The organism is Micromonospora noduli (assembly GCF_003264475.1).
GTDB lineage: Bacteria > Actinomycetota > Actinomycetes > Mycobacteriales > Micromonosporaceae > Micromonospora > Micromonospora noduli.
The window spans coordinates 99248-125045 of the sequence record NZ_PYAC01000041.1; the positions used below are offsets into that span (position 1 = coordinate 99248).

The 25798-nt window shown below is 72.3% G+C and carries 24 protein-coding genes and 1 riboswitch; of the genes, 17 read left to right on the forward strand and 7 right to left on the reverse strand.

The genetic code is table 11. From position 1 onward, the window contains the following. Positions 1–97: 97 nt before the first annotated feature. The 9 genes from MED15_RS27990 (at position 98) to MED15_RS28030 (ending at position 9624) form a co-directional block, all read left to right on the forward strand. Positions 98–535: a beta-ketoacyl synthase chain length factor gene (locus MED15_RS27990; RefSeq protein ID WP_244220620.1), complete on the forward strand. Its 438-nt coding sequence runs from the start codon at positions 98–100 to the stop codon at positions 533–535. Then, entirely contained in the window at positions 532–2148 is a 1617-nt protein-coding gene (locus MED15_RS27995; protein WP_112737363.1) for a class I adenylate-forming enzyme family protein, read from the forward strand. The genes MED15_RS27990 and MED15_RS27995 overlap by 4 nt, the downstream gene beginning before the upstream one ends. Next, entirely contained in the window at positions 2145–3383 is a 1239-nt protein-coding gene (locus MED15_RS28000; protein ID WP_112587232.1) for a beta-ketoacyl-[acyl-carrier-protein] synthase family protein, read from the forward strand. The genes MED15_RS27995 and MED15_RS28000 overlap by 4 nt, the downstream gene beginning before the upstream one ends. 75 nt (positions 3384–3458) lie before the next feature. Next, positions 3459–4550: a 4-hydroxyphenylpyruvate dioxygenase gene (hppD, locus tag MED15_RS28005; RefSeq protein WP_112724784.1), complete on the forward strand. Its 1092-nt coding sequence runs from the start codon at positions 3459–3461 to the stop codon at positions 4548–4550. Between the two features lie 55 nt (positions 4551–4605). Next, positions 4606–5535 (forward strand): phytanoyl-CoA dioxygenase family protein, encoded by a 930-nt coding sequence (locus MED15_RS28010; RefSeq protein ID WP_112587229.1) that lies wholly within the window; start codon positions 4606–4608, stop codon positions 5533–5535. Between the two features lies 1 nt (position 5536). Next, on the forward strand, positions 5537–6328 hold the full coding sequence (locus MED15_RS28015) for a DUF3050 domain-containing protein (protein WP_112587227.1): 792 nt from the start codon (positions 5537–5539) through the stop codon (positions 6326–6328). After that, complete coding sequence (locus MED15_RS28020; protein WP_112737365.1) at positions 6325–7299, forward strand: thiamine pyrophosphate-dependent dehydrogenase E1 component subunit alpha; 975 nt, start codon at positions 6325–6327, stop codon at positions 7297–7299. The genes MED15_RS28015 and MED15_RS28020 overlap by 4 nt, the downstream gene beginning before the upstream one ends. A 1-nt stretch (position 7300) precedes the next feature. Continuing rightward, on the forward strand, positions 7301–8269 hold the full coding sequence (locus tag MED15_RS28025) for an alpha-ketoacid dehydrogenase subunit beta (RefSeq protein ID WP_112737367.1): 969 nt from the start codon (positions 7301–7303) through the stop codon (positions 8267–8269). After that, on the forward strand, positions 8266–9624 hold the full coding sequence (locus MED15_RS28030) for a hypothetical protein (protein ID WP_167457749.1): 1359 nt from the start codon (positions 8266–8268) through the stop codon (positions 9622–9624). Before MED15_RS28025 ends, MED15_RS28030 begins: the two co-directional genes overlap by 4 nt. A 68-nt stretch (positions 9625–9692) precedes the next feature. On the opposite strand, the gene MED15_RS28035 is transcribed toward MED15_RS28030, so the two are convergent. Beyond that, positions 9693–10376, reverse strand: a complete 684-nt coding sequence (locus tag MED15_RS28035) for an SGNH/GDSL hydrolase family protein (RefSeq protein ID WP_112737369.1) — start codon at positions 10374–10376, stop codon at positions 9693–9695. A gap of 39 nt (positions 10377–10415) precedes the next feature. After that, positions 10416–11354 (reverse strand): sialidase family protein, encoded by a 939-nt coding sequence (locus tag MED15_RS28040; RefSeq protein ID WP_112737371.1) that lies wholly within the window; start codon positions 11352–11354, stop codon positions 10416–10418. A 221-nt stretch (positions 11355–11575) separates the two neighbouring features. Between MED15_RS28040 and MED15_RS28045 the strand changes: the two genes are divergently transcribed. After that, on the forward strand, positions 11576–12151 hold the full coding sequence (locus MED15_RS28045) for a hypothetical protein (protein WP_112587217.1): 576 nt from the start codon (positions 11576–11578) through the stop codon (positions 12149–12151). A gap of 21 nt (positions 12152–12172) precedes the next feature. Here the strand turns inward: MED15_RS28045 and MED15_RS28050 are convergent, their stop codons facing one another. From MED15_RS28050 to MED15_RS28060, 3 genes are read right to left on the reverse strand one after another with little or no spacing between them, the layout of a single operon-like run. Next, the gene (locus MED15_RS28050; RefSeq protein ID WP_112587215.1) at positions 12173–13096 is read right to left on the reverse strand and encodes an aminoglycoside phosphotransferase family protein; all 924 of its coding nucleotides are present in this window, start codon (positions 13094–13096) and stop codon (positions 12173–12175) included. Between the two features lie 41 nt (positions 13097–13137). Then, complete coding sequence (locus tag MED15_RS28055) at positions 13138–14361, reverse strand: MFS transporter (protein WP_112587213.1); 1224 nt, start codon at positions 14359–14361, stop codon at positions 13138–13140. After that, positions 14358–15917 carry an AMP-binding protein gene (locus tag MED15_RS28060; protein WP_112587211.1) on the reverse strand — a complete coding sequence of 520 codons (1560 nt, stop codon included), beginning with the start codon at positions 15915–15917 and terminating at the stop codon, positions 14358–14360. The genes MED15_RS28055 and MED15_RS28060 overlap by 4 nt, the downstream gene beginning before the upstream one ends. Before the next feature lie 313 nt (positions 15918–16230). On the opposite strand from MED15_RS28060, the gene MED15_RS28065 reads away from it, so the two are divergent. The 6 genes from MED15_RS28065 (at position 16231) to MED15_RS28090 (ending at position 22570) form a co-directional block, all read left to right on the forward strand. Beyond that, positions 16231–17508, forward strand: a complete 1278-nt coding sequence (locus MED15_RS28065) for an SGNH/GDSL hydrolase family protein (RefSeq protein WP_112699269.1) — start codon at positions 16231–16233, stop codon at positions 17506–17508. A gap of 67 nt (positions 17509–17575) precedes the next feature. Beyond that, entirely contained in the window at positions 17576–18787 is a 1212-nt protein-coding gene (locus MED15_RS28070; RefSeq protein ID WP_112587209.1) for a cytochrome P450, read from the forward strand. A 7-nt stretch (positions 18788–18794) separates the two neighbouring features. Then, on the forward strand, positions 18795–19790 hold the full coding sequence (locus MED15_RS28075; protein ID WP_112730157.1) for an alpha/beta hydrolase: 996 nt from the start codon (positions 18795–18797) through the stop codon (positions 19788–19790). Further along, positions 19783–20886, forward strand: coding sequence for an alpha-hydroxy acid oxidase (locus MED15_RS28080; protein WP_112730167.1), 1104 nt, complete (start codon positions 19783–19785; stop codon positions 20884–20886). Before MED15_RS28075 ends, MED15_RS28080 begins: the two co-directional genes overlap by 8 nt. Before the next feature lie 3 nt (positions 20887–20889). After that, the gene (locus MED15_RS28085; protein WP_112730159.1) at positions 20890–22242 is read left to right on the forward strand and encodes an aminotransferase-like domain-containing protein; all 1353 of its coding nucleotides are present in this window, start codon (positions 20890–20892) and stop codon (positions 22240–22242) included. A 67-nt stretch (positions 22243–22309) separates the two neighbouring features. Beyond that, positions 22310–22570, forward strand: a complete 261-nt coding sequence (locus tag MED15_RS28090) for a hypothetical protein (protein WP_091397680.1) — start codon at positions 22310–22312, stop codon at positions 22568–22570. Positions 22571–22713: 143 nt separating this feature from the next. On the opposite strand, the gene MED15_RS28095 is transcribed toward MED15_RS28090, so the two are convergent. Next, positions 22714–24150: a glycine hydroxymethyltransferase gene (locus tag MED15_RS28095; protein WP_112587203.1), complete on the reverse strand. Its 1437-nt coding sequence runs from the start codon at positions 24148–24150 to the stop codon at positions 22714–22716. 19 nt (positions 24151–24169) lie between these two features. After that, a riboswitch (ZMP/ZTP riboswitch) is annotated at positions 24170–24259 on the reverse strand. A gap of 149 nt (positions 24260–24408) precedes the next feature. Here MED15_RS28095 and MED15_RS28100 point away from each other — a divergent pair. Further along, a complete protein-coding gene (locus MED15_RS28100) occupies positions 24409–25215 on the forward strand; it encodes an SDR family NAD(P)-dependent oxidoreductase (RefSeq protein WP_112724794.1) in 807 nt (268 codons plus the stop codon). Between the two features lie 60 nt (positions 25216–25275). On the opposite strand, the gene MED15_RS28105 is transcribed toward MED15_RS28100, so the two are convergent. Then, complete coding sequence (locus MED15_RS28105; protein WP_091397687.1) at positions 25276–25776, reverse strand: hemerythrin domain-containing protein; 501 nt, start codon at positions 25774–25776, stop codon at positions 25276–25278. Positions 25777–25798: the final 22 nt, after the last annotated feature.

The following is a 25798-nucleotide window of genomic DNA, read 5'->3' on the forward strand; positions in this document are numbered from 1 at the left end:
CCAACCACGCGAAACGACGACCGAAACCGCAAGATCGCCGGGGGAGAGGGCTCGGGCCTGGTGGCCTGAGGGTGGGGACGGCGGCGGCGCGGCGGGGGTGCCGGGGTTCGTGCACTCGGACTTCGCGCCGGTGGTGGTGGCCGTCGCGGAACGGTGTCTGCGACGGGGGTACGGATCGGCGGGAGTGCCCGCCGGGGTGCGGACGGGGATCGTGCTGGTCAGCGCCAGCGGTGATCTCGCCAGCGCCCAGCACGTACGGGCCACCGTCGAGGCCGGCGGGCGGATCGGCCCACTGTTCTTTTTCCAGTCCGTGCCCAACAGCGTCGCCGGGCACCTCGCGGCCCGCTGGGGCCTGCGTGGCCCGGTGGTCTGCCTCAGCCCGACCGGCGACCCGTACACCGACGGTGTCGCCGAGGCCGACCTGCTGCGCGACGACGGCGACGCCGACGAGGTGTTGCTGATCCTGATCGAACAGGCACCCGAGAAGCCGACCGAGGCGGTCGCGGTGCTGCTGGGGGGAGGAGCACGACCATGAGGACACGGGGACTGCGCGGCGCACTGGCCGCCGACACCGAGCTGGGTGCGGGCAACGTCCTGGCCCGGGTGCTGGCGCACGGCGCCGACCCGGACGGGCCTGGCCTGACCTTCGACACCGCCGTCGACGGGCACCCGGCCGAAACGCCGCTGACGCTGGGGCGGCTCGACGAGCGGGTCGCTGCCCGCGCCGCCTGGCTGCACGAGCAGGGGGTACGCCCCCGCGACCCGGTCGCCGTCTGGGCCTCCACCGCCGCCGACATGGTGCTCAGCTTCCTGGCGCTGGCCCGGCTCGGGGCGATCCCGGCGCTGATGAACGGCAAACTCCGCCCGGAGATCGCCGCCGAGTACATCCGTCGCCTACGGAGTGTCGGTGTGCTGGCCGACGACGCGCACACCGCGTCGCTGGCCGGGCACGACCTGGGCGTACCAGTGCTCGGTACCCCTGCGCAGGCCGGCACGGGTGACCCAGCCACGGCCCCGGCGCACTACCGGCACCACCCGGACGACCCGATCGTGATCACCCACACCTCCGGGACGACAGGGGTGCCCAAGGCGGTGCTCCACTCGCACGCCAGCCTCTTCGCGGCCACCCGGCACCTGCTCACCATGCCGCAGGCGCAGGGCACCACCCGGATCCTCAACGCGCTGCCCGCACCGCACACCGCCACGGTGCTGATGGTCAACCAGGCGCTGGGCAACCGCGCGCAGATGTTCCTGCTCTCCGAGCAGGGCGGCGAGCGGGTGCTCGACGCCATCCAACGCTGGCGCCCCGACGGGGTGTTCGGTTTCTCGGTCACCTGGGCGGAGTTGGCCCGCTTCGACCTGTCCGGGTACGACCTGGACTCGGTGCGGCTGTGGTTCAACACCGGCGACGCCTCGCACGAGCCGCACATCCGTCGCCTCGTCGCGGTCGGTTGGCGCGACACCATCACCCGCGACGGGGTGGCAAAGGTGCCCGGCTCGGTCTTCATCGACGGGCTGGGCTCCAGCGAGATGGGGCACTCGATGTTCCACATCACCCACCGCGCCGACACCGACCGGTACGGCCGCTGCATCGGCCGCCCGTACCAGTTCGCCACTGTCGCGGTGCTCGACGCCGACGGCGAGCCGGTGCCGGTCGGCGAGGTGGGTTTCCTGGGCATCGACTCGCCGTCGCTGTTCCGGGGTTACTGGAACGACTCGGTCACCACCTACCGCTTCCGCCAGCGCGGCTGGTACCTCACCGGTGACCTGGTCCGGGCCGACACCGACGGCCGCTACTACCACCTCGACCGGGCGGTGGACTCGGTCGACGCCGGTGACGGGCGGCGCTTCTACACAGCGCTGTCCGAGGAGCGCATCCTCGCCGCCTGCCCGGACGTCACCGACTGCACTGTGGTGATCGTCGCCGAGGCCGGCGCGGTCGTCACCGACGTGCTGCTGGAGTTGGCCGCCGGCGCCGACGAGGCCGAGGACCGCACCGAGCGGGTCCGCGCCGCCCTCGGCCCGGACGTCGGCGCCACGCTGCGCCGGGTCGTGCCGGTGCGCTCCGCCGACATCCCGGTCACCGTGACCGGCAAGGTCCGCAAGGTGGTCCTGCGCGAGCGCTACCTCACCGAGGCCAGCTCGTGACCGCGTTGATCACGGGGATGGGTCTGTTCACCCCGGTCGGGCGGGGCGTCGAGGAGACCTTCGACGCGCTGACCACCGGCCGGTCCGGGCTGACCCGCCCGCCCGAGGGCCACCCGGTCAGGGAGTCGCTGGACGTTGCCGGCCTGCTGCCCGACATCGACCCGCGGACGGTCGCGTCCGGGCCGGAGACCCGGGTGCTGGACCGGATCGTCGTCCTCGCCCTGCTCGCCGCCGCCGACGCTCTCGCCGACGCTGGCATCGAGGTGGGCCGCGACATCGACCCGGATCGGATCGGTGTGATCGTCGGTGGGGTCGGGGGGATGGCCACCCTCGAGTCGCAGGTGCTGGCCCGGGCGGCCCGGGGTCGGGCGGCGGTCAGCCCGTACCTGCTCACCGGGATCCTGCCGAACATGCCGGCGGCGCGGATCGCCATTGCGCACGGAATCCGCGGCTACAGCTCGTCGGTCGGCACCGCCTGCGCCTCCGGCGCCCAGGCGGTCGCCGACGGGGTGCGGCTCATCGCGACCGGAGAGGTCGACGTGGTGCTCTGCGGGGCCAGCGAGGCACCGCTCTTCCCGACCTTCGCCGACACGTTCGGCAACGCGCGGGCGTTGGCGCGCGCCGGCACCGACCCGGGCCGGGCGAGTCGCCCGTTCGACACCTCGCGCAGCGGGTTCGTCCTGTCCGAGGGTGCCGCGCTGCTGGTGCTCGAACGCGCCGAGCACGCGGCGGCGCGCGGCGTCGCCGGGTACGCCGAGGTGGCCGGCCACGGCGCGACGACGGACGCGTACCACCCGACCGCCCCCCGCCCGGACGGCGCCGGCGCGGCGGCGTGCATCCGCCGGGCGCTGCGCAGTGCCGGTGTGCCGGCGGCGGCGGTCGGTTACGTCAACGCGCACGGCACCGGCACGAAGCTCGGTGACATCGCGGAGACCACCGCCCTGGCCGACGTCTTCGGAGTCGGCGGTGTGCCGGTCAGCTCCACCAAGGCGCTCACCGGTCACCTGCTCGGTGCCTCCGGGGTGCTGGAGGCGGCGGCCACCGCGTTGGCGCTCGGTCGGGGGCTGCTGCCGCCCACGTACCACCTCGACGATCCGGATCCGGCCTGCCCGGCGGACCACATCCGTGGCACGCCCCGCAAGGCCGACCTGGAGTACGCGGTCACCAACTCGTTCGGGTTCGGCGGCCAGAACGTGAGCCTGCTGCTGGCCCGCGTCGCCGAGCCGAGGGGGTGATCGAGGCGGCATCCCGGGCGGGGTGTGCCCGGACGGCAACACAGGGGGAATCGGGTGGGAAGGGTTTCAGGGGACATGGACATCCGTGGTATCGACCACATCGAACTCTACGTGGGGGACGCCCGACAGGCGGCCTTCTACTTCAGCACCGCCGTCGGCTTCGAGATCTGTGGCCAGGGTGGTCCGGAGACCGGCCTGGCGGGGCAGCGCTCGCTGCTGCTCTGCCACGGCGACATCCGGTTGCTGCTCACCTCCGGGCTGAGCGCCGAGCATCCGGCGTCGCGGTACGTGCAACGCCACGGTGACGGCATCGCTGTCGTCGCTGTCGAGGTCGACGACGTGTCGGCCGCGTACGCCGAGTTGCTGGGTCGGGGCGCGACCGGGGTGACGCCGCCGACCACCCGCACCGGCGCGGACGCCGAGGTGGTGATCGCCGAGGTGGACGGCTTCGCCGACGTGCGGCACCGGCTGGTGCAGCGCCGCGGCGAGGGGGGCGCGTTTCTGCCCGGCGCCATCACCGCTGCGGTGTCCACGACGGACGACCACCCGCCGGTGCTCGCCGAGATCGACCACCTGGCGGTCTGCGTGCCGCCCGGCCAGCTCGACGAGACGGTCCGGCACTTTGAGGCGCTGTTCGACTTCGCGCAGATCTTCGAGGAGTACATCGAGGTCGACGGGCAGGGAATGAACTCCAAGGTGGTGCAGAGTCCCTCCGGGCGGGTCACAGTGGTGCTGCTCGAACCGGACCGCACCCGGCGGCCCGGGCAGATCGACGCGTTCCTCGACCAGCACGCCGGCGGGGGAGTGCAGCACCTGGGGCTGCGCACCGACGACATCGTCGGCGCGGTCGAGGCCCTGGGCCGGCGCGGCGTGCGTTTCGCCGGCACCCCCGCCAGCTACTACGACGCCCTGGAGGCGCGGGTCGGTCGGATCGACGCCCCGCTGCACCGGCTGCGCGAGCTGGGTGTGCTCGTCGACTCCGACCACGACGGCCAGCTCTTGCAGATCTTCGCCGAGTCGATGCACGTGCGTCGCACGCTCTTCCTGGAGCTGATCGAGCGACGCGGCGCGCGGGGCTTCGGCAGCGGCAACATCAAGGCGCTCTACGAGGCCAAGGAACGGGAACTGGCCGCCGTGGCGGCCACACCACAGGGGGTGGGGGCGTGACCGCGAGGAGTGAGCCGGGTTTGCGAGCCCCGCAGTCGCGAACAAAGGAGGCACAGTGACCGCGACCGACTACGAGTCGACGTTGACCGCCGAGGAGCAGGCGCTGCTGCCGTCCGACGACGACGTGCGGCACTACGCCGAGCACGGCTGGTACCTGTCGGGAAAGGTGTTCACCGACGACGAGGTGGACGCCCTCGCCGCCGCCACGCAGCGCTACTACGACGGGGAGCGGGATCGGCGGCTGCCGGTACGCCCACCGAAGCTGGCCTACTGGGAGCAGTCCTTGGGCCCGGTGCAGCGCCACAACGACTACGTCCACCACGAGCACGACGGGCTCGGCGCGATCCTGCGCAAGCCGCTGCTCGGCGCGGTCGCCGCCCGGCTCGCCCAGGCCGACGAGATCCGGGTCTTCCAGTCCACGCTGATCTACAAGCCGCCGATCTCCGGCGAGCCCAGCAACATCGTGCCCTGGCACTTCGACAAGCACTACTGGGCGTCCTCGTCGTCGGAGAAGATGCTCACCGCGTTCATCCCCTTCCACGACTGCGGGGAGGAGATGGGCACCATCACGATGGTCGACGGTTCGCACCGGTGGAAGGAGATCGGCGCGGACGACACAGTGGTGCGGCACTTCGCCGACCGGGACCGCAGCCAGCTGGAGGAGATGCTGGCCGAGAACGCCGCGTACAACGGCGCGGAGATCCGCAAGATCCCGATGGTGATCCCCAAGGGACACGTGAGCTTCCACCACTGCCGCACCTACCACGGCAGCGGCCCCAACGTCAGCGGTCGCCCCCGACAGGCGATCTCACTGCACCTGCAGGACGGCGACAACGCCTGGCGGGAGTATCCGCTCTCCGACGGCACGCTCGCCGCGTACAACCACGACGTGCTGGTCCGCCGCACCCACGACGGGCGGCCGGACTACGCGGACCCCGAGTACTGCCCGGTCATCTGGCGCCACCGCGCCCAGCAGGGAGGCTGACATGTCACGGTACGACTGGGGTAGGACGCACCCGGGCATCGAACGGTTGGAGCAGGCGGTGACCGACCGGCGCGACGCCGTGGTCAAGCACCCGCTCTACGCCAACCTCGACACCCACGATGCGCTGGTCACCTTCATGCAGCACCACGTCTTCGCGGTCTGGGACTTCATGTCCCTGCTGAAGTCGCTGCAACGGCAACTGACCTGCGTCACAGTGCCGTGGATCCCGACCGGCCCGACCGGCAGCCGCCGCCTCATCAACGACATCGTCATGGTCGAGGAGAGCGACGAGCTGGGCGGCGGCTACATCAGCCACTTCGAGCTGTACGTGCAGGGCATGGCCGAGGCCGGCGCGGACACCACGGCGGTGAACGCGCTGGTCGACCTGCTGCGCGCCGGCCGACCGGTCACCGAGGCGCTCGCCGAGGCCGGGGTGCCGGCCGCGTCGGCGAGGTTCGCCGCGACCACCTGGCACATCATCGAGTCCACCCCGGTGCACTGCCAGGCGGCGGCCTTCGCCTTCGGCCGGGAGGACCTGATCCCGGACATGTTCACCCAGGTCGTCACGGTCAACGAGCACAGCAACCGGCTGCACACCTTCGTCGACTACCTGCACCGGCACATCGAGGTCGACGGCGAACAGCACACCCCGATGGCCATGCAGATGCTCGCCGACCTGTGCGGCGACGACGACAGCAAGTGGCAGGAGTGCGCCGACACGGTCAACACCGCCCTCGCCGCCCGGGCCCGGCTCTGGGACGACATCCTGGCCGCCATCAAGGGGCCCGCGTGACCGACGCCGACCCGGTCCGGCTCTACCGCACGGTCCGGCTGATCCGCCGGTTCGAGGAACGGGCGGTGGAGCTGGTCCACGGCGGGCAGATCGTCGGCGGCATCCACCCGTACCTCGGTCAGGAGGGGATCGCCGCCGGCGTCTGCGCCGCGCTGGACGCCGACGACGTGCTCGCCGGCACCCACCGCGGGCACGGGCACGTCCTGGCCCGCGGGGCCGACCCGGCCCGGATGCTCGCCGAGCTGTGCGGCCGGGTCACCGGCCTCAACGCCGGCCGGGGCGGTTCGATGCACGCCGCCGACCTGAGCATCGGTGTGCTCGGCGCCAACGCCATCGTCGGCGCCTCCGGGGCGATCATCACGGGCGCGGTCTGGGCCCACCGCCGCCGGGGCCGCGACACCGTCGGGGTGAGCTTCTTCGGCGACGGCGCGGTCAACGAGGGGATGCTGCTGGAGGCGTTCAACCTGGCCGCCCTGTGGCGGGTGCCGGTGCTGTTCGTCTGCGAGAACAACGGTTACGCCACCACCATGCCGGTCGCCGGCGCGGTGGCCGGCAGCATCGCCGGCCGGGCCGCCGCGTTCGACATCCCGGCCGTCCAGGTCGACGGCCAGGACCCCGAGACGGTACGCGTCGCCGCGTGCGCCGCCGTCGACCGGATGCGCGCCGGCGGCGGCCCCGAGCTGATCGAGGCCCGGACCTACCGCTTCGACGTCCACCACACCTTCGAACACGCGGTACGCCTCGACGACTACCGCCCACCCGACGAGGTGAGCCGTGGTCGGGCCCGAGATCCGGTGCGCATCCAGGGCGAACGCCTCACCGACACCGACCGCGCCGCCGTGGACGCCGAGGTCGAGGCGACCCTCGACGAGGCGGTGCGGTTCGCCCTGAACAGCCCGGAACCCGACCCGGCCGACGCGTTGACCTACCTGTACGCCAGCGGCCTGGCCGCCCGCACCGGAGGTGGCTGAGGTGCCCCGACTGTCGTACCGCCGCGCACTGACCCGGGCCCTCGGCGACGAGTTGGCTCGCGACGATGCGGTGTTCCTGCTCGGGGAGGACGTCCAGGTCGGGGCGTCGCTGGTGACCACCGGCCTGGCCAAGCGGTTCGGCACCGAACGGGTCCGCGACACCCCCCTGTCCGAGCAGGCGTTCACCAGTTTCGCCACCGGCGCGGCGCTGGCCGGGCTGCGGCCGGTGATCGAGTTCCAGATCCCGTCGCTGCTGTTCCTGGTCTTCGAGCAGATCGTCAACCACGCGCACAAGTTCCCGCTGATGACCGGCGGGCAGTGCCGCGTTCCCGTCACCTACCTGGTCCCCGGGTCCGGCTCGCGTACCGGGTGGGCCGGGCAGCACTCCGACCACCCGTACAGCCTCTTCGCCCACGTCGGCGTGGTCACCGTCGTGCCGGCCACCCCGGCCGACGCGTACGGGCTGCTGGTCACCGCGATCCGCCACGACGACCCGGTGGTGGTGTTCGCGCCGGCCGGCGCGATGGACGTACGGGACGACGTCGACGACCTGGCGCCGGTGCCGCTGGGCCGGGGCCGGATCCACCGCTTCGGCGACGACGTGACAGTGGTCGCGATCGGGCACCTGGTGCACGACGCGCTCGCCGTCGCCGAGGAGTTGGCCGACCAGGTCTCGGTGGAGGTGTTCGACCCGCGCACCCTGTATCCGTTCGACATCGACGGTCTCACCGAGTCGGTGGCCCGCACCGGACGCCTCGTGGTGTTCGACGACGGCAACCGTTCCTGCGGGATGGCCGCCGAGATCATCGCGAGCGTGGTGGAGCGGGTCCGGCTGCTCGCCCCGCCGCGCAGGGTCACCCGCCCGGACGGGGCGGTGCTGCCGTTCGCCCCCGCACTGGACCGGGCCGTCCAGCCCGGCCGGGACCAGCTCGCCACCGCCATCCACCTGACAGTGAAGGACGGACCATGATCGACCCGAACTATCCGTGGCCGGCGGCCGACCGGGCCTGGACCGACCTGCCGGAGTCTGGCCGACGGGCCATGGTGGCCAGTGGGGCGGCTGCCTGGGAGCAGGTGTTCCACGGCCGGGCCACCTACAACAAGCAGTGGCGGTTGGCCCGCCCCCCGGTGCTCACCGCCGACGCCTGGCGCGAACTCAACGAGGTCTGCGACCGGCTCGCCCAGCTCATCCTCGACGCCTGCCGTCGGCGGGCCGGCACCGCCGGTGAGCTGCGTCGGCTGCTCGGCGTACCGGCGGGGGAGACCCGGCTGCTGGACGAGGCCGAGCCGCTGACCGAGGCGCTGCTGGCCGCGTACCGCCCGGACGTGATCTTCTCCGCCGGGGTGCCGAAGTTCGTCGAGTACAACATCGACAGCAGCCTCGGCGGCGGGTTTGACGCCGACACCGTCATCCAGCGGTACGCGGGCCTCTACCGGGAGCACGGCATCCTCGACGACCTGCCGGTGCGGGCCGCGCCGTCGCTGCTGGACCAGCGGTTCGTGGCGATCCGCGAGGAACTGCGGCTGCCCGAGGGCGCCCGGGTGGCGCTGCTGATGGACTTCGACGGCGACTACCCGGGCCTCGACGACCCGCAGACGTTCATTCGGATCCTCGACCCCCTCGCCGTACGGGCCCGGGACTTCGGCATCGACCTGGTCGTCGCCCCGGTCGCCACCGCCACTCTGGACGCCGACAACCGCCTGGTCGTCGACGGCGCCCCGGTCGACGCGCTGTTCCGGTTGTTCGTGCCCAACCGGGTCACCCCGACCGCCGGTCTGGACGCGGTGGCCGTGGCCCTCGCCGCCGGCACCCTACCGATGTTCGTGTCGGCGGCGGCCTGGCTGCTCGGCAACAAGACCACGTTCGGCTGGCTGTGGGAGGACGTGGACGGGCTACCCGCCGACGACCAGGCACTGATCCGCCGGCACGTGCCGTACACGGTGCCGTTGACCGCCGCGGTGCTCGACCGGGCCATCGCCGAGCAGGCCACGCTGGTGGCGAAGCCGGCCGACGGTTCGGCCGGGCACGGTGTGCTGCTCGGCCCGGAGCTGAGCGCGGCGGACTGGGCCGACGGTGTGCGGGCCGCAGTCGACCAGGGCGGCGCCATCCTCCAGGAGTACCTGCCGACCGACCGGGTGTCGATGGACTTCGTCCAGATCGAGACGGGTGAGACGGTCACCGCCGACGTCCCGTACTCCCTGGCCCCGTACCTGTTCGGCCGGCACGCCTCCGGCGGCCTGGCGAGGGTCGGCTACCCCGGCTGCGACGGAGTCCTCAACCTGGCCCACGGTGTCCTCCTAACCGGAATCCTCCTGACCGACTGACCGCCCCCTGCGCGGTGATCAAGAGGTTTCGGTCAGGACACGCCAGCTTCCTGACGCAAACCTCTTGATCACCGGGGTGGGGGGAGTCGGCGGGAGAGGGTGCGGAGGGTTTGGGCCGTTGCTATGGCGTCGCTGCGGGCGCTGCCGTGGCGTCCGTCGGTGCTGTAGAGGGTGGGGTCGGCCGTCAGGGGATGGTCGGTCAGGTGCACGTGGATCGTGTCCAGGCGCTCGGCCAGGCTTGCGGTGTGTGCCGACAGGCGGCGCATTCGTTCGCCCAGGCCGGGCCGGAGGTGCTCGGGCACCGCCGGGCTGTGCGAGACGTCGAACATGCCGACTGTGATCACGTCGGCGTCCACGTCGCGCAGCGCGGTGATCATCGCGGTCAGCTCGGCGTCCACCGCCTCCGCGTCGTACCCCGGGTGGAAGGCGTCGTTGCCGCCGCAGACGACCAGCGCCAGGTCCGGTGCGAAGGCCAGCGCCGGGGCGAGCTGGGTGGCCCGCACCTGGTGCGCGCGCAGCCCGCGTCGACCCAGATTCCGGTACGCCAGCTCGGGGCGCGCGGCGGTCAGCTCGGCGGCGACCCGGTCGACCCACTGCACGTCCGGGTAGCCCGGTGTCGGTTCACACATGCCCTCCACGACGCTGTCGCCGAGCGCCACGAACCGCCGCCACTGGTGCCCGTGCAGCAGTTCGGTGGCCTCTCCAGGGCGCAGACAGTACGGGTCCGTCGATTCGGTGAGCGTCGATGGCATGCCGGCACGCTAGCCGACCGTCGGGCTGCCGGGCCAGACTCAGCCGGTCAGGCTGACCTCGGCCAGGTAGACACAGGTCCGCCCCTCGTGCGACGAGTAGTAGCTCACCCGCAGCAGGTCGTCGTGCCAGACCAGGCCGGGGTAGCTGGTGTCGCCGCCGGACGGCAGCGCGACCAGCTCGGTCAGCTCGCCCCGGTCCGGGTCGACGACGCAGATCGCGGTGCGCACCTCGCCCTCGTGCAGCCGCACCCCGGCCAGCAGCAGCCCGTCCGGCAGTCGGAGCAGCGTCGGCCCGCCCACCTGGACACCCAGATCCGTCCAGGTCCAGTCCCGGTACGGCGGCACGGCAGTGCCGAGCTGGGCGCTCGCGGTGGCCGCGTCCCGCCGCAGCAGGCAGAGGGCGGTACCGTCCGGGGCGAAGACCAGACCGGACTCGTTGGGGTACCCGTCCTCGAACAGCGTCGGCACCCACTGCCGCAGGTCCACACCGTCAGTGCTGCGGTAGAGCCGGGCGAACCTCGGCTCCCGGGTGGCGTAGCCGACGCCGTACATCGCGTCGTCGTGCCAGGCCGCCCGCCACACCCAGACGCCCGGCTCGCCCACCGGGGTCGGATCGCCCCAGGCGTGCCCGTCGGTGGAGAGCCAGGTCACCGTCTGGAACGTCTTGGTGGCCGCGCCGGTGGCGGCTGCCGCCAGCAGTTGCAGCCGCCCGTCGGGGCGCGCCACGAAGCGCGGGTCGCGCAGGTCGGTGCCGGCCTGGGCAATGACGGTCGCGGAGGTCCAGGACCGACCGTCGGTCGAGGTCAGCACCCGGAGCACGCCGTCGTCGCTGAGGTGGGTGCGGGCCTCCCGGAAGGCGCAGAACCAGCTTCCGGCGTACCGGATGAGGTCGGTGAACGCGCTGTGCGGCGCGCTGTCGCCGATCCGGCGCACGGCGGTGACCTCGGCGGTGCGGCGGCGGGTGGGTGACGACGTCATACGCGGCGGCCTCCAGGTGTGCTGACGACGGTCGACGCTAGCCAGCCCTTGCCGACGCCCGGGCGACCATCAACCGAACGTCCGACGAACAACGCACAGGCGCTGTCGGATTGGCGTCGTGGACGACGCGGCGTCGGCGCGCTGGGATGGGCTGTTGGCACCCAGCGCCCACGATGGGTGGTGGGCCGACGGCAGAATCCGTCGGCGAGGGGAGTGACTGCATGCTCGGTTCGTTCCTTCAGGCCCTCGCGACGAAACTGGTCGAGGAGATCCTCAAGCTTCTTGTTCAGTGGCTGGCGCCGAAGGCGCTGCGGTCGGTGCCACACCGCGCCTCGCCGAACTGCCCGCGCTGCGGCGGGTACGGGGTCCGCCGCTGGGCGCCGGGCGGCATGTGGATGTTCCTGCCGTCCCTGCTGGCCTTCGCCTGGGGTTTCGGGTTCACAGTGCTCGGTGTGCCGGTGGTCGTGCTCACTGTGGTCGCCGTGTTGGTCTCCGACGGCGTCGGCGGAGTGCCGGCCGCGCTGCTCGCGCCGCTCGGCCTGTTGGTCCCCGCTGCGCTGATGGTCGCGGGCGCGTTCGGCCTGGCGCACTACCACAGCTACCCGCCGAAGTGGTGCGCCCGCTGCCACGGCCGGTGGCCACGCCGGGAGCGGGACGAATACCTACGGGCGTCGGCCCCGGTGGTGACCTGCGGTTGCGGTCAGCGGCTCCGGGTGCCCCGGACGGCCGCAGGGGCGCGACTGCGCTGCCCACGCTGCCGTACCGAACACGCCACCCCGGCTGCCGCCGGGCGCTGACGGGCCTCAACCGGTACGGGTTCAGCGGGCCACGCTGTGCTCGGCGAGAAGTTCGCCGAGCACGCGCCCGGCCCACTCGGCCTTGGCCGGGTCCCCATTGTCCAGGATGATCAGCGCCTTCCACAGGACCCAGCCTCGTCCTCGGGCCCAGGCGGCGTCGTCGAGACCGAGCGCGGTGCGGAAGGCGGCCCGGCTGGGGCCGTGCAGCAGGGTCCAGGCGATCACGGTGTCGCAGGCGGGGTCGCCCACGCCGGAGCAGCCAAAGTCGATGACGGCAGCGAGTCGGCCGTCGCGGACCAGCAGGTTGCCGTCCGCGACGTCGCCGTGGAACCAGACCGCCGGCCCGGTCCAGGTGGCGTCGAGGGCGGCCTGCCAGATGCCGGTGACGACGTCGACGGGTACCCGGTCACGATGCGTCCCGATCGCCGCCCGGGTCTCCGCGTCGTAGATGGACAGTGGACCGCCCCGCCAGGCGCTGTGCGGGCCGGCTGCCGGGCCGTCGGTGGCGTCCACGCCGCGTAGGGCGCGCAGGAAGGCGGCGAGGTCGGTGGCGAACCGGGTCAGGTCGTCGATTCGCTCAGCGTGGGCGGTCCGCCCGTCGATCCACCGGTAGACCGACCACGGGTACGGGTATCCCGCCCCGGGCCGGCCGTGGCCGAGTGGGGTCGGCACCTCGACCGGCAACTGTGGCCCGAGCACCGGCAGCCAGCGCTGCTCCTTGGCGACCTGGAGGGCGTAGCCGGCACCGCTGGGCAGCCGCACGCTCATCTCCTCGCCCAGGTGGAACGTGCGGTTGTCCCAGCCGTCGACCTCGACGGGGCGGACCGGCAGATCCGCCCAACGGGGGAACTGCTCGGCCACCAGTCGGCGGACCACTGCCACATCGATCCGGTCGGCCACGGCATCGTCTGCCGCTGGGACGCCTGGTGGCGGTTGCGCGCTCATCCGTGCGAGCCTGCGGCAGCCGCGTACGGCCTGCAACGGGTTTACCGGGTGGCGACGGGGGTGGACCGCACCGGTGTCTCCGGGCCGGACATCCGGTTCAGCAGCGGGTACGCGGTGATCATCAGGCACGCCGCGGCCATGGTCAGCAGGGCCGGGGTGAATCCCAGCGCGTCCACCGACCAGCCGCCGAGCAGCGCGCCGACCGGCAACCCGACGAACGCCAACGAACCGGCGATGCCGATCACCCGGGTCTGCAACTCCGGCGGCACCCGCTCGTAGAGAGCCACCCCGAGCAGCGGGTTGACCGCCGCGATGCCGATTCCGGACAGGAACGTCACCACGAGCACCACCGGCAGCTCGTCACTGATCGCCAGCGCCACCAGCCGGGGCGTGCCGGCGACCAGCGCGCCGACCAGGAACGTCAGCCCCCGGGGCAGCCGGGGCCCGAGCGCGGTGAACACCAGGTTGCCCAGCAGCGCGCCCGCCGAGAACGCCGCCAGCACCAGGCCGAGACCGCTCGGGCCGGGCAGCTCCCGGGCGACCCAGACCGGGATGTAGACGGCCACGCTGGCGTTGGCCACCATGTTCAGCGCCGAGATGACGGCGAGCATGCCGAGCAGCGGACGGTCCCGGCCCAGGTAACTGAAGCCACCCCGCAGGGCGCGCAGGTAACTTTCCGGCTGGGTGGGTTGCGTCGGGACGGCCGGCGGACGGACCAGGACGCCGATGAGCAGCGCGCAGACCCCGAAGCTGGCCGCGTCGATGAGGATCGCCTCGGTCACCCCGAAGACGGCGATCAGCAGGCCGCCCACTGCGGCGCCGAACAAGGTCACCACCCGGCTGAGCCCGTCGTACGCGGAGGTCAGCCGGATCAGCGGCACTCCGGCGGCCTCCGCGGCCGGCCGGAACATCACGTGCTTCACCCGGTCCCCGATGCCCCGCAGCGCGCCGGCCACGGCGACGAGCGCCACCAGCGGGACGAAGCCCAGCCACGGGGTCAGCGCCACGACGACCATCACCACCGCGCTGCCCGCGTCGCAGAGGATCGAGGTACGACGCAGGCCGATCCGGTCCGCCCAGGGCGTGCCCAACGCGCTGGACAGCAGGTACGGCAGGGTCTCGGCGAACGCGACCAGGCCCATCTTGGTGGGGCTGCCGGTGGTGACCAGCACCAGCCACGGAATGGTCACCACCGAGATGCGGGTGCCGAGGTTGGAGACCAGGTCCGCGCTGACCAGGACGACCAGTTGCCGGCGGGGGGTCACGCCCCGACCGCCGCCGCCCGACAGGCCGCGTGCCGTGCCCGCAGCGCCCGCTTGTCCACCTTCATCGACCGGTTCACCGGCAGCCGGTCGAGGAACTCCACGGCGGCCGGTGCCCACATCTCGTTGAGTTCGGCGGTCACCAGGTCGATCAGTTCCGCCCCGGTGACCGTCGCGCCCGGTCCGAGCACCACGTACGCGTACGGCACCTCGCCGACCGTCTCGTCGGGCACGCCGATCACGGCGGCGGCCCGTACCTGGGGGTGCCCGACCAGCACGTCCTCGATGGGACGGCAGAAGATCGCCCAGTTCCGGCGATGCGTGACGATCATGTCGTGTGCCCGGTCGACGAGGTAGAGGTAGCCGTCGTCGTCGAGGTGGCCGATGTCGCGGGTCCGCACCCACCCGTCGACGAGCGTCTGCGCGGTCAGCTCGGGCTGACCGTGGTAGCCGGCGAAGCTCAGCCTGGTCCGCACCCACACCTCGCCGTCGCGGCCGGTCGGCAGGACCGCGCCGTCGTCGTCGCGGATCTCGACGCGGACGTCGCCGTAGGGCCGCCCGCAGGAGCGCAACCGCTCCGGGTGCTCCGGATCATCGGTCAGCCCGGGCAGCGCGGTGATCACGACCGCCTCGCTGAGGCCGTACACGATGCGCAGCACCGGACCGAACCGCGCGATGGCCTGGCGCAGCCGGGCGGGCGCGGCGGGCCCGGCGCCCACGTTGAACATGAACATGGCGGAGAAGTCCGCGCCGACCAGCGCCGGGTGGTCCAACACCTCGTAGAGCATCGGCGGGGTGACGAAGGTCGAGTTGATCCGCTCCCGTTGCACGGTGTCCACGAAGGCCACCGGGTCCCAGTCGTCGCGCAGGAACAGCACCCCGCCGGTGAACAGGTTGAACAGTGTGGTGATCTGCCCGCTGGCCAGCCACATCGGAGAGTGCGACAGGTGCCGCAGCAACGGGAACCCGGCGGCGCGGAAGTCGGCGGCCAGGGCGAGGATCTGGGCGTAGAAACTCTCCGGGTGGTGCACCAGCTTCGGGCTGCCGGTGGTGCCGCTGGTCTGCAGGAACGACTCGGGCGCCGGCACGGACGCCGGCAGCTCCGCCACGTCGGTGTCGGCGGTGAGGTCGGGGCCGGCGCCACCCGCGCCCAGACAGCAGACCGGTGTGCCGGGCAGCGAGGCGACCAGCTCCGGGCCCAGACTGGCCCGGTCCCGGGCGTCGTAGACCAGGGCATCCGGACGGGCCAACCGGATGAACTCGTCGACCTCCCGGCGTGCGGTCACCGGGGCGACCCACATCGTCCGGCAGCCGAGCAGATGCAGGGCGAGTTGCAGCAGTGGACCCTCCACCGCGTTCGCGACGGTCACCAGCACCGCCGACCCGGGCCGTACGCCGTGCCGGGTCAACGTCGCGGCCATCGCCCGGACCCGCGTGGCGGCCTCGGTGTAGGTGAGTCGCCGATCGGCGCCGACCAACGCCTCCCGGTCGCCGAATTCGGCGAACAGGTCCAACACCCTGTGCACGTAGGTAGTGGTGTGCCCGGGTCCGTCAGTCATCCGGCAGCCCCCATCCGAGAAAGCGGCGGTCCCCGGGCAGCTCCCGGTGACGACGCGACGGTGGCGCGCTTGGGCGACCGCACCGCCGCCGCCTGGAAGCCTAGGCGGGAAACGGCTGGTCGGAACCGTGCCGACGGGCGGTCCGAGCGGCCCGCCGGACATTTGATCGCGTCGATCAGGTTGATTGACGCCCGTCAGCGGCGGCGGCTAGGTTTCTGGACCATCGTCCAGGCGGGCGCCGTCAGCGGACGGCCCTGGGCTGCCACACGATGGAGGTTCCATGGCAACGGCAACCCCGAAGAGATGGCCTGTCATCGCCGCTGCGGCCGCGCTGTTGATCGCCGGCGCACCCGCCGTCGTCGCCAGCGCCGGTCCGTCCGGCACCGCCGCCAGCCGACCCGACCGCGCCGAGTGGGCGGGCAGTTGGGCCGCCGCTGTCACCCGGGGCAACTCGGTCGGGTTGACCAACACCGGCCTCAACGACCAGAGCGTCCGGATGATCGTGCACGTGTCCGTGGGTGGCCCGGCGCTGCGGGTCCGCCTGAGCAACCTCTACGGCGAGCAGGCGGTCAGTGTCGGCCGCGCCACCGTCGCCCGGCCGAACACCGCGACCCCCGACGACCTCTCCGACATCGACGCCGCGTCGGTACGCCCGCTGACCTTCACCGGTGCCACCACGGTGACCATGAACCGGGGCGCCGAACTGCTCAGCGACCCGTTGGCCTTCCCGGTCGCGGACGACAGCGACCTGGTGGTCACAGTGCACTTCCCGACGCCCACCGGCCCGACCACGTTCCACGGGCAGTCCCAGCAGGCCAACTTCATCGGCGCCGGGGATCTGACCGGGACGGCCGAGGGCACCGGGTTCACCATCCGTCCGACCTGCTGCTGGTTCTTCCTCTCCGGAGTCGACGTGCAGCGCAAGGGCAGCCCCGGCGCGCTGGTCGTGCTCAGCGACTCCATCGGTGACGGCAACGGCAGCACCGTCAACGCCAACCGGCGCTGGCCCGACCTGCTCTCCGACCGGCTGCTCGCCGACCGGCCGGACAAGCGCACCCCGGGCGTGCTCAACCTGAGCCTGGCCGGCAACCGGCTCAACCACGAGGGCACCGAGCCGGGCGACGGCAACTACCCGGGCTACCACCAGCTCGGCCCGAACGCGGCGGCCCGGCTCAACGAGGACGTGTTCGGCCAGACCGGGGTGCGTACCGTCGTCACCCACCTGGGCATCAACGACATCTGGATGTCGAACGACACACCCGAGGCGATCATCGGCACACTGCGGCAGATCAACCAGCAGCTCCAGCAGCGCGGGCTGACCAGCCTGGTGGCCACGCTGACGCCGTACGAGGGGCACGGCGCGCCGGGCGTGTGGACGCCGCAGAAGGAGGCCACCCGCCAGGCGGTCAACGCGTACCTGCGCGGCAGTCGGGAGTTCGACGGGCTGCTCGACTTCGACCGGGTGCTGCGCGACCCGGCACGGCCCAGCCAGCTGCTGCCCGCGTACGACTCGGGGGACCACATCCACCCGAACGACGCCGGCAACCAGGCACTGGCAAACGCCGTGCCGCTGCGGCTGCTCGACCTGTGACATGGGCCGGGGGCGGCGGGTGATCCCCGCTGCCCCCGGTCACCGCCATCCTGGGGAGGAGTTGGCCGTGGACGTGGACGAGATACTCACCGGCCTGTACAGCGAGGAGGGCAGACAGGACCCGTACCCGTGGTACGCGGACCTGCACCGGCTCGGCCCGATCAGCGCGGTGCCGGCGCGCGCCGAGCACCGGACGGTGGCCGCCGTCGCGGTCGGCTACGACCTCGTCGACGGGTTGCTGCGCGATCCGGAGTGGACGAAACAGCCGCCGCCGGGCTGGGAGGAGCAGGAGATCCTGCGGACCTTCCAGACCTCGATGATGTTCGTGAACCCGCCCGATCACACCCGGATGCGGCACGTCTTCTCCCGTACCTTCACACCGCGCCGGCTCGGCGCGCTGGAACCGGTGATCCTGCGGGTGGTCGACGAGCTGCTGGACCGGATGGCGGACGCCGGGGAGGGCATTGTCGACTTCGTGGCCGACTTCGCGTACCCGATCCCGGCCCTGGTGATGGCCGAGTTCATCGGCATCCCGGCCGCCGAGTTGCCGTGGTACCGCGAGCGGGTGGAGTGGATCGACGAATTCCTGGACGTGGCGGGGAAGACCCCGCAACGGTTGGCGGCGGCCAACACCGCGGCGCTGGAGTTGCGGGCCTTCTACCGGGAGCTGCTCGGGCACCGCCGCCGGGTGCCCGGGGACGACCTGCTCAGCGGGCTGGTCGAGGCGCTCGACTCCGGGGAGGTGGAGCTGACCGAGGAGGAGTTGGTCAGCAACCTGATCGTGCTGTTCAACGCCAGCTTCGTCACCACGGTCTACATGTTCAGCAACGGGCTGCCGTTGCTGCTGGCCCACCCGCAGACCGTCGCGGCGCTGCCCACCGACGCCACGCTGGCGCAGGGCTGCGTCGACGAGGTGCTGCGGTTGGCGAGCCCCGTGCACTTCCTGGCCCGCGCCGCGCCGGCCGACACCGTGCTGCACGGCGTGCCGGTCGCCACCGACGACAACGTACTGATCATGATCGGGGCGGCCAACCGGGACGCGGCCCGCTTCCCGGCCCCGGACACCTTCGACCCGACCCGTTCCGGCCCCCCGTCGCTGGCTTTCGGGGTGGGCCCGCACTTCTGCCTCGGCGCGGCGGTGTCGCGGTTGGAGGGTCGCCTCGCACTGCCCCGGCTGTTCGCCCGGTTCCCTGCGCTGACGGTCACCGAGACGCCGACGTACAGCGGCAGCCTGTTCCTGCGCGGCATCGACACGTTGCTGGTCAGCACCGGTGGATAGGAGCGACATGGCAGTGCACCCGGAGGTGGCGGCCTACCGGGCGGCCCGTGCCGCGGCCGGCACCCCGCCGCTGTACGCACAGACCCTGTCCGAGGCGCGCGCCGCGGACCTGGCCGCGATCCGTGCCGGCAGCGGTGCGGTCGAGCCGGTGACCGAGGTACGCGACGAGCGGATCCCCGGTCCCGCCGGGGAGCTGCCGCTGCGGGTGTACCGGCCGACCGGGTCGGGTCCGCTGCCCACACTGCTGTACTTCTTCGGCGGCGGCTGGACGCTCGGCAGCATCGACACCGCCGACGGCATCTGCCGGCGCCTGGCCAACGCCGTGCCCTGTCAGGTGATCACCGTCGGCTACCGCCTCGCCCCGGAGCACCCCTTCCCGGCGGCGGTGCACGACTGCCACGCCGCCACCTCGTGGATCGCGCGGCACGCCGACGAGCTGGGTGTCGACCCGACCCGGCTGGCGGTGGGTGGGGACAGCGCCGGCGGGAACCTGGCCGCCGCGGTCACAGTGCTCAGCCGTACGGACGGTCCGCCGCTCGCCGCGCAGCTGCTGGTCTACCCGAACACCGACCAGAGCGGCGAACCGGCCGGGGACGACGACCCGGCGCTGTTCAACCGCCGTTCGGTCGCCTGGTACCGGACGCACTACCTGGCCGACCCGGCGCAGGCGAAGGATCCGCTGGCCTCGCCGCTGCTCGCCGACGACCTGTCCGGGTTGCCGCCGGCGTTGGTGATCACCGCCGAACTGGATCCCCTGTGCGCCGAGGGGCAGCGGTACGCCGAGCGGCTGCGCGACGCTGGTGTGTCCACCCGGCTGGAGCACTACCCGGGCATGATCCATGGGTTCTTCGCCATGCCCGGCACCTTCACCGACGGTCGGCGTGCGCAGGAGAGCGCGGCGGCCTTCCTCCGCGAGCGCTTCGGGCTGCCGGCCGGGCCGGGCGGAGCGGACGAGCCGGCCGAGCCGGATGCCGCGACGGGCCCGGGGTCGGGCGATGGGTGAGCGGGTGTTGGCCGACCGGCCGGCCGTGTCGCTCGCCGACTACGCCGAGCGGGCCCGGGCCGTGCTGCCGCCGGACGTGTGGGACTACCTGGCCGGCGGCAGCGCGTCGGAGGTGACCCTCGCCGCGAACCGCCGCGCGCTGGACCGGGTCGCGGTGCTGCCCCGGGTGCTGCGCGGGGTGGACACCGTCGATCTCGGCACCCACCTGCTCGGCCGTCGGTACGCCATGCCGGTCGGGGTGGCGCCGATGGCGTACCAGCGGCTGGTGCACCCGGACGGAGAGCTGGGTCTGGCGGCGGCAGCCGGCGCGGCCGGAATCCCGTACCTGGCCAGCACGCTGGGCAGCACCCCCATCGAACAGGTCACCGGGGCGGGTGCGGACGTCTGGTTCCAGCTCTACTGGCTGCGCGACCGGGCGCTCGTCCGCGACCTGCTGGACCGGGTCGTCGCGGCCGGGTGCCGGGCGCTGGTGGTCACCGTGGACGTCCCGGTGCTCGGCCGACGTCCCCGGGACCTGCGCAACGCGTTCCGGCTGCCGGCCGAGGTGGTCGCCGCGAACCTCCCCCACGGTCGCGACGCGTTGGCGCACTCCGGTGCCCCCGGGGTGTCCGCGATCGCCGCGCACACCGCCGCGTCGTTCGCGCCGGCGCTGCGCTGGGCGGACCTGGCGTGGCTGCGCGAGCAGGTCGACCTGCCGCTGGTGGTCAAGGGGCTACTGGATCCGCGCGACGCGACCGAGGCGGTACGGGTCGGCGCGGACGCGGTGGTCGTCTCCAACCACGGCGGGCGGCAACTGGACGGCTCACCGGCGAGCGTCACCATGCTGCCGGAGGTCGTCGACGCGGTCGGGGGCGACTGCCAGGTGCTGCTGGACAGCGGCATCCGGTGCGGCACCGACGTGCTGCGGGCGCTGGCGTTGGGTGCGGCCGGGGTGCTGGTCGGCCGGCCGCTTCTCTGGGCCCTCGCAGCCGGTGGCGAACCGGCCGCCCGGGACGCGTTGGGGCTGCTCGTCGCCGAGCTGACCGACGCGCTCACCCTGGCCGGCTGCGCCGACGTGCTGGCGGCCGGCGAGCTGCGCACCCTCGGGGTGGGCTGAGGGGTGAGCGCCGCCGAACCGGTCGACCTGCTCGTCGCCGACCTGCACCCCGCGCTGGGCGATCCGGCGCTGACCTCGATGAACTTTCTCAACGAGGTGTCCGAGCGTCACCCGGCGGCGGTGTCCCTCGCGGCCGGCCGGCCGTACGAGGAGTTCTTCGACCTCGCGGCGGTGCACCGGCACCTGGACACCTTCCACCGGCACCTCGTCGACGACCTGGGGCACCGACCCGAGCAGGCCCGGCGGCTGCTGCTCCAGTACGGCCGGACCAAGGGCATCGTGCACCACCTGATCGCCCGCAACCTCCGGGTCGACGAGGGGATCACCGTCGACCCGGAGGACGTGGTGGTGACCGTCGGCTGCCAGGAGGCCATGTTCCTGGTGCTGCGGGCGTTGCGGGCCGGGCCGGCGGATGTGCTGCTCGCGGTCGCCCCGACCTACGTCGGGCTGACCGGGGCGGCCCGGCTGGTGGACCTGCCGGTGTGGCCGGTCGCCGGTGGGTCGACCGGGGTCGACCTGGCCGACCTGGCCGCCCAGGTGCACCGGGCCCGGGCTGCGGGGCTGCGGCCACGCGCCTGCTACCTGATGCCGGACTTCGCCAACCCCTCCGGGGTCAGCATCGACACCGCCCACCGGCAACGGTTGCTGGACCTGGCGGCGCGGGAGGATCTGCTGCTGCTGGAGGACAACCCGTACGGTCTGTTCCACAGCGACGACGGGCCCCGCCCGCCCACCCTGAAGGCGTTGGACACCGGCCGGCGGGTCGTCTACCTCGGCTCGTTCGCCAAGACCGTGCTCCCCGGCGCACGGGTCGGGTACGTCGTCGCCGACCAGCGGGTGGCCGGCCCCGGCGGCCGGGTCGGCCCGCTCGCCGACCAACTCGCCATGATCAAGAGCATGGTCACTGTGAACACGTCGCCCATCGCGCAGGCGGTGATCGGCGGCCGGCTGCTGGAGCACGGATGCAGCCTGGTGGCCGCGAACACCCGGGAGCGGTCCGCGTACACCCGGAATCTGCGCCACCTGGTGGCGGGCCTCGCCCGGCGCTTCCCGGCTCTGCCGGACCAGCTGGACCAGGCCGATCAGCCGGACCGGCCCGCGGTGCGTTGGACAGTGCCGGCCGGTGGGTTCTTCGTGGTGGTGACAGTGCCGTTCCCGGTCGACGACGCGTTGCTGGACCGCTCGGGGCGCGACTACGGGGTGCTGTGGACGCCGATGGCGCACTTCTACGACGACACCGCGCCGGTCCACGCGTTGCGGTTGTCGGTCAGCGCTGTCACACCGGAGCAGATCGACGTCGGGCTGGATCGCCTCGCGGCGCTGATCACCGACGAGGTGACGCGCCGGGCGGGTTGACACACCGCGTTCATGGGATGGCAATGCGCGACGACCCGCATACCGCCGTCCTGGTTGGACGGTCATAATAAGCCGCATGGTTGCCTGGGAGTACGCCCTGCTCGTCCGTCGCTATCAGGGACAGGGCCGCAATTTTCACGTCTCGTTCGTCTGGTACGCGCCGGACGGGTCACGCAAGGACATCACCGCCTACGGCGACACCGCCATCGCGCACCTCAACCGCGCCGGCCGGGAGGGGTGGGAGTTGGTCTCCGCCGCCGAGGACGTCAACAACGTCCAGGGCAGCACCGAGGTCCACCGCTACCACCTGAAACGCCCGATGGCCTGAGGGCCACCTGCCTGCGACGGTCCCGCCGCCGGTGGCACTCACCTCAGTGAGCGATATACCTCTGGGTCATAACCATGACTCAGAGGTATATCGCTGGTTGGAGCAAGTGCCACGGGCGACGTTGCCGTCGGTGGCGCCGCCGCTCAGCTCAGGTCGATGCCGGGGTAGAGGGGGTACGTGGCCAGCAGATCGGTGGCCTGGCGGGCGATCTTGTCGGCCAGGCCGGCGTCCAGGTTGTACTTCGCCTTCGACGGGGTGCCGTCGGCGTTGGCGCCAGCGGTGGTCTGGGTCAGCACGGTGTGGATCAGCTCGGCGGTCTGGTCCATCTCGGCGGTGCCCAGGCCCCGGGTGGTCAGAGCCGGGGTGCCGATCCGGATGCCGGACGTGTACCAGGCGCCGTTCGGGTCCTGCGGGACCGAGTTGCGGTTGGTGACGATGCCCGAGTCGAGGAGGGCCTGCTCGGCCTGCCGGCCGGTGAGCCCGTAGCCGGACACGTCGATCAGCACCAGGTGGTTGTCGGTGCCGCCGGTGACCAGCGTCGCGCCCCGGCTCAGCAGCCCCTCGGCGAGCGCCTGCGCGTTGTCGACGATCCGCTGGGCGTAGTCGGCGAAGTCGGGCCGGCGGGCCTCGGCGAGCGCGACCGCCTTGGCTGCCATCACGTGCGGCAGCGGACCGCCGAGCACCATCGGGCAGCCCCGGTCCACCTGGTCGGCCAACTCCGGCTGGCAGAGCACCATGCCGCCGCGCGGGCCGCGCAACGACTTGTGCGTGGTGGTCGTGACGATGTGCGCGTGCGGTACCGGGTCGAAGTCGCCGGTGAACACCTTGCCGGCCACCAGGCCCGCGAAGTGCGCCATGTCGACCATGAAGGTGGCGCCGACCGAGTCGGCGATCTCGCGCAGGATCCGGAAGTTCACCTTCCGGGGGTACGCCGAGTAGCCGCCCACCAGGATCAGCGGCTTGAACTCGCGGGCGGCCTCGGCCACCCGGTCGTAGTCGATCAGGCCGGTCGCCGGGTCGGTGCCGTAGCTGCGCTGGTCGAACATCTTGCCGGAGATGTTCGGCCGGAAACCGTGGGTGAGGTGGCCGCCGGCGTCCAGCGACATGCCGAGCATCCGCTGGTTGCCCAGCTCGCGGCGCAGCGCGAACCAGTCGGCCTCGGTGAGGTCGTTGACCTGGCGGACCTGGGCCTTCTTCAGGGCGGGGGACTCCACCCGGTCGGCCAGCACCGCCCAGAAGGCGACCAGGTTGGCGTCGATGCCCGAGTGCGGCTGCACGTACGCGTGCGCGGCGCCGAACAGCTCCCGGGCGTGCTCGGCGGCGAGCGCCTCGACGGTGTCGACGTTCTGGCAGCCGGCGTAGAAGCGGCGCCCGACGGTGCCCTCGGCGTACTTGTCGCTGAACCAGTTGCCCATGGCCAGCAGGGTCGCCGGGGAGGCGTAGTTCTCGCTGGCGATCAGCTTGAGCGACTCCCGCTGGTCGGTCAGTTCGGCGCCGATGGCGTCGGCGACCCGCGGCTCGACAGCCCGGATCACCTCAAGGGCACTCCGGAATGCGGTGGATTCGGCGTTGCGAGACATGCGACCTCCAACAGACGTGCGGGAAGGCCCAGGCGCTCGGCAAACGTCCACGTGACGAGGCCGCTCCCCGATGGTTCTCCATCCCCACGCGCCAGTAACGGCCCGGGAGGATCCTACCGGGCCGGAACCGGCCGTTCGGGCCGCCCTCCGGGAGGCGACCCCGCCGACGTGATTGGGCGATGCGTCGCGGGGCACACGGTAGGGGACCACCGCACCGTCACGGGTGCGGCCAGGGTTCGCACAGAAGGAGTCGAGAACATGACCACACCCACCTCCGACCGGCCGCTCGCCCTGGTGACCGGAGCCTCCAGCGGGATCGGGTACGAGCTGGCGGCGCAGTTCGTCGAGCACGGCTTCGACCTGGTCATCGCGGCCGAGGACGACGGCATCGAGGCGGCCGCGCAGAAGCTGCGCCGCGACGGCGGCCCGCAGATCTGGTCGGTCCGCGTCGACCTGGCCCGCGAGCAGGGCGTGACGGAACTGGTGGCCGCCGTCACCGCGACCGGACGGCCGCTGGACGCGCTGGCGCTCAACGCCGGTCGGGGCGCCGGTGGCGCCTTCGTCGGCGGCACCGACCTCGCTGACGAGTTGGAGATCGTCGACCTCAACGTGCGCTCGACGGTGCACCTGGCGAAGCGGCTGCTGCCCGGGATGGTCGAGCGGGGCGCGGGCCGGGTCCTCTTCACCTCGTCGATCGCCTCCACCATGCCAGGGCCGTTCCAGGCGGTCTACAACGCGTCGAAGTCGTTCGTGCAGTCCTTCGCCGAGGCGCTGCGCAACGAGCTGAAGGACACCGGCGTCACTGTGACCTCGCTGATGCCCGGGCCGACCGACACGGAGTTCTTCGACCGGGCCGACATGGAGGACACCCGGGTGGGCTCGGGCAGGAAGGACGACCCGGCGAAGGTCGCCGAGCAGGGCTTCGAGGCGATGATGAGGGGTGATCAGACGATCACCGCCGGCTCGCTGATGAACAAGGTGCAGACCGCCGCCGGCAAGATCATTCCGGACAAGCTCAAGTCCGAGCAGCACCGCCGGATGGCCGAGCCGGGATCGGGCAGCTGACCCGCGGTGCACGACGAAGGGCCCGGCGTGATGCCGGGCCCTTCGGTGTGAGCGGGTGCCTCAGGCCGTCACCGCATCGAGCGCTTTCTTGATCGCCTTCGGCGCGGTGGGGGTACGCGGCGCGTCCGCGCGCAGCGCGATCATCTTCTCGCCGATCTCCTGGAGCTGCTTGCGGCCCAGCGCGTCGCGGACCTTGGGGAACCACTCCTGCTCTTCCTCCTCGACGTGGTGGGTGACGTTCTCGATCAGCACCGTCGTCTTGGCGTTGAACCGCTCGTCGTCGGCGTTCATGCTGGCCAGCTCGGCGCAGAGCACATCGGCGACGTGGTGTTCCTCGTACGACTCGAGGATGTCGTCCTCCAGGTCGGGCAGCAGCCGGCGGACCTCCGGATACATCACCTCGTTCTCCAGGTAGGTGTGCACGGTCAGTGCCTCCAGGATCTGGTCCACCAGCTTCTGCCGCTGGCTCGCCGGCCCCTCCTCGGCGTCCTGGAAGGCCTTGAACAGGCGACGCATTTCCTTGTGGTCCTCTTTGAGCAGGACGATGGCATCGGTCGACACCGCTATGACCTCCCTGAAAAGT

What these genes read in the sequence shown, in the direction of transcription:
- MED15_RS27995 (WP_112737363.1), top strand. Translation starts at nt 532, where the DNA reads ATGAGGACACGGGGACTGCGCGGCGCACTGGCCGCCGACACCGAGCTG.
- hppD (WP_112724784.1), top strand. Translation starts at nt 3,459, where the DNA reads ATGGACATCCGTGGTATCGACCACATCGAACTCTACGTGGGGGACGCC.
- MED15_RS28015 (WP_112587227.1), top strand. Translation starts at nt 5,537, where the DNA reads ATGTCACGGTACGACTGGGGTAGGACGCACCCGGGCATCGAACGGTTG.
- MED15_RS28030 (WP_167457749.1), top strand. Translation starts at nt 8,266, where the DNA reads ATGATCGACCCGAACTATCCGTGGCCGGCGGCCGACCGGGCCTGGACC.
- MED15_RS28035 (WP_112737369.1), bottom strand. Translation starts at nt 10,376, where the DNA reads ATGCCATCGACGCTCACCGAATCGACGGACCCGTACTGTCTGCGCCCT.
- MED15_RS28040 (WP_112737371.1), bottom strand. Translation starts at nt 11,354, where the DNA reads ATGACGTCGTCACCCACCCGCCGCCGCACCGCCGAGGTCACCGCCGTG.
- MED15_RS28045 (WP_112587217.1), top strand. Translation starts at nt 11,576, where the DNA reads ATGCTCGGTTCGTTCCTTCAGGCCCTCGCGACGAAACTGGTCGAGGAG.
- MED15_RS28050 (WP_112587215.1), bottom strand. Translation starts at nt 13,096, where the DNA reads ATGAGCGCGCAACCGCCACCAGGCGTCCCAGCGGCAGACGATGCCGTG.
- MED15_RS28060 (WP_112587211.1), bottom strand. Translation starts at nt 15,917, where the DNA reads ATGACTGACGGACCCGGGCACACCACTACCTACGTGCACAGGGTGTTG.
- MED15_RS28075 (WP_112730157.1), top strand. Translation starts at nt 18,795, where the DNA reads ATGGCAGTGCACCCGGAGGTGGCGGCCTACCGGGCGGCCCGTGCCGCG.
- MED15_RS28080 (WP_112730167.1), top strand. Translation starts at nt 19,783, where the DNA reads ATGGGTGAGCGGGTGTTGGCCGACCGGCCGGCCGTGTCGCTCGCCGAC.
- MED15_RS28095 (WP_112587203.1), bottom strand. Translation starts at nt 24,150, where the DNA reads ATGTCTCGCAACGCCGAATCCACCGCATTCCGGAGTGCCCTTGAGGTG.
- MED15_RS28100 (WP_112724794.1), top strand. Translation starts at nt 24,409, where the DNA reads ATGACCACACCCACCTCCGACCGGCCGCTCGCCCTGGTGACCGGAGCC.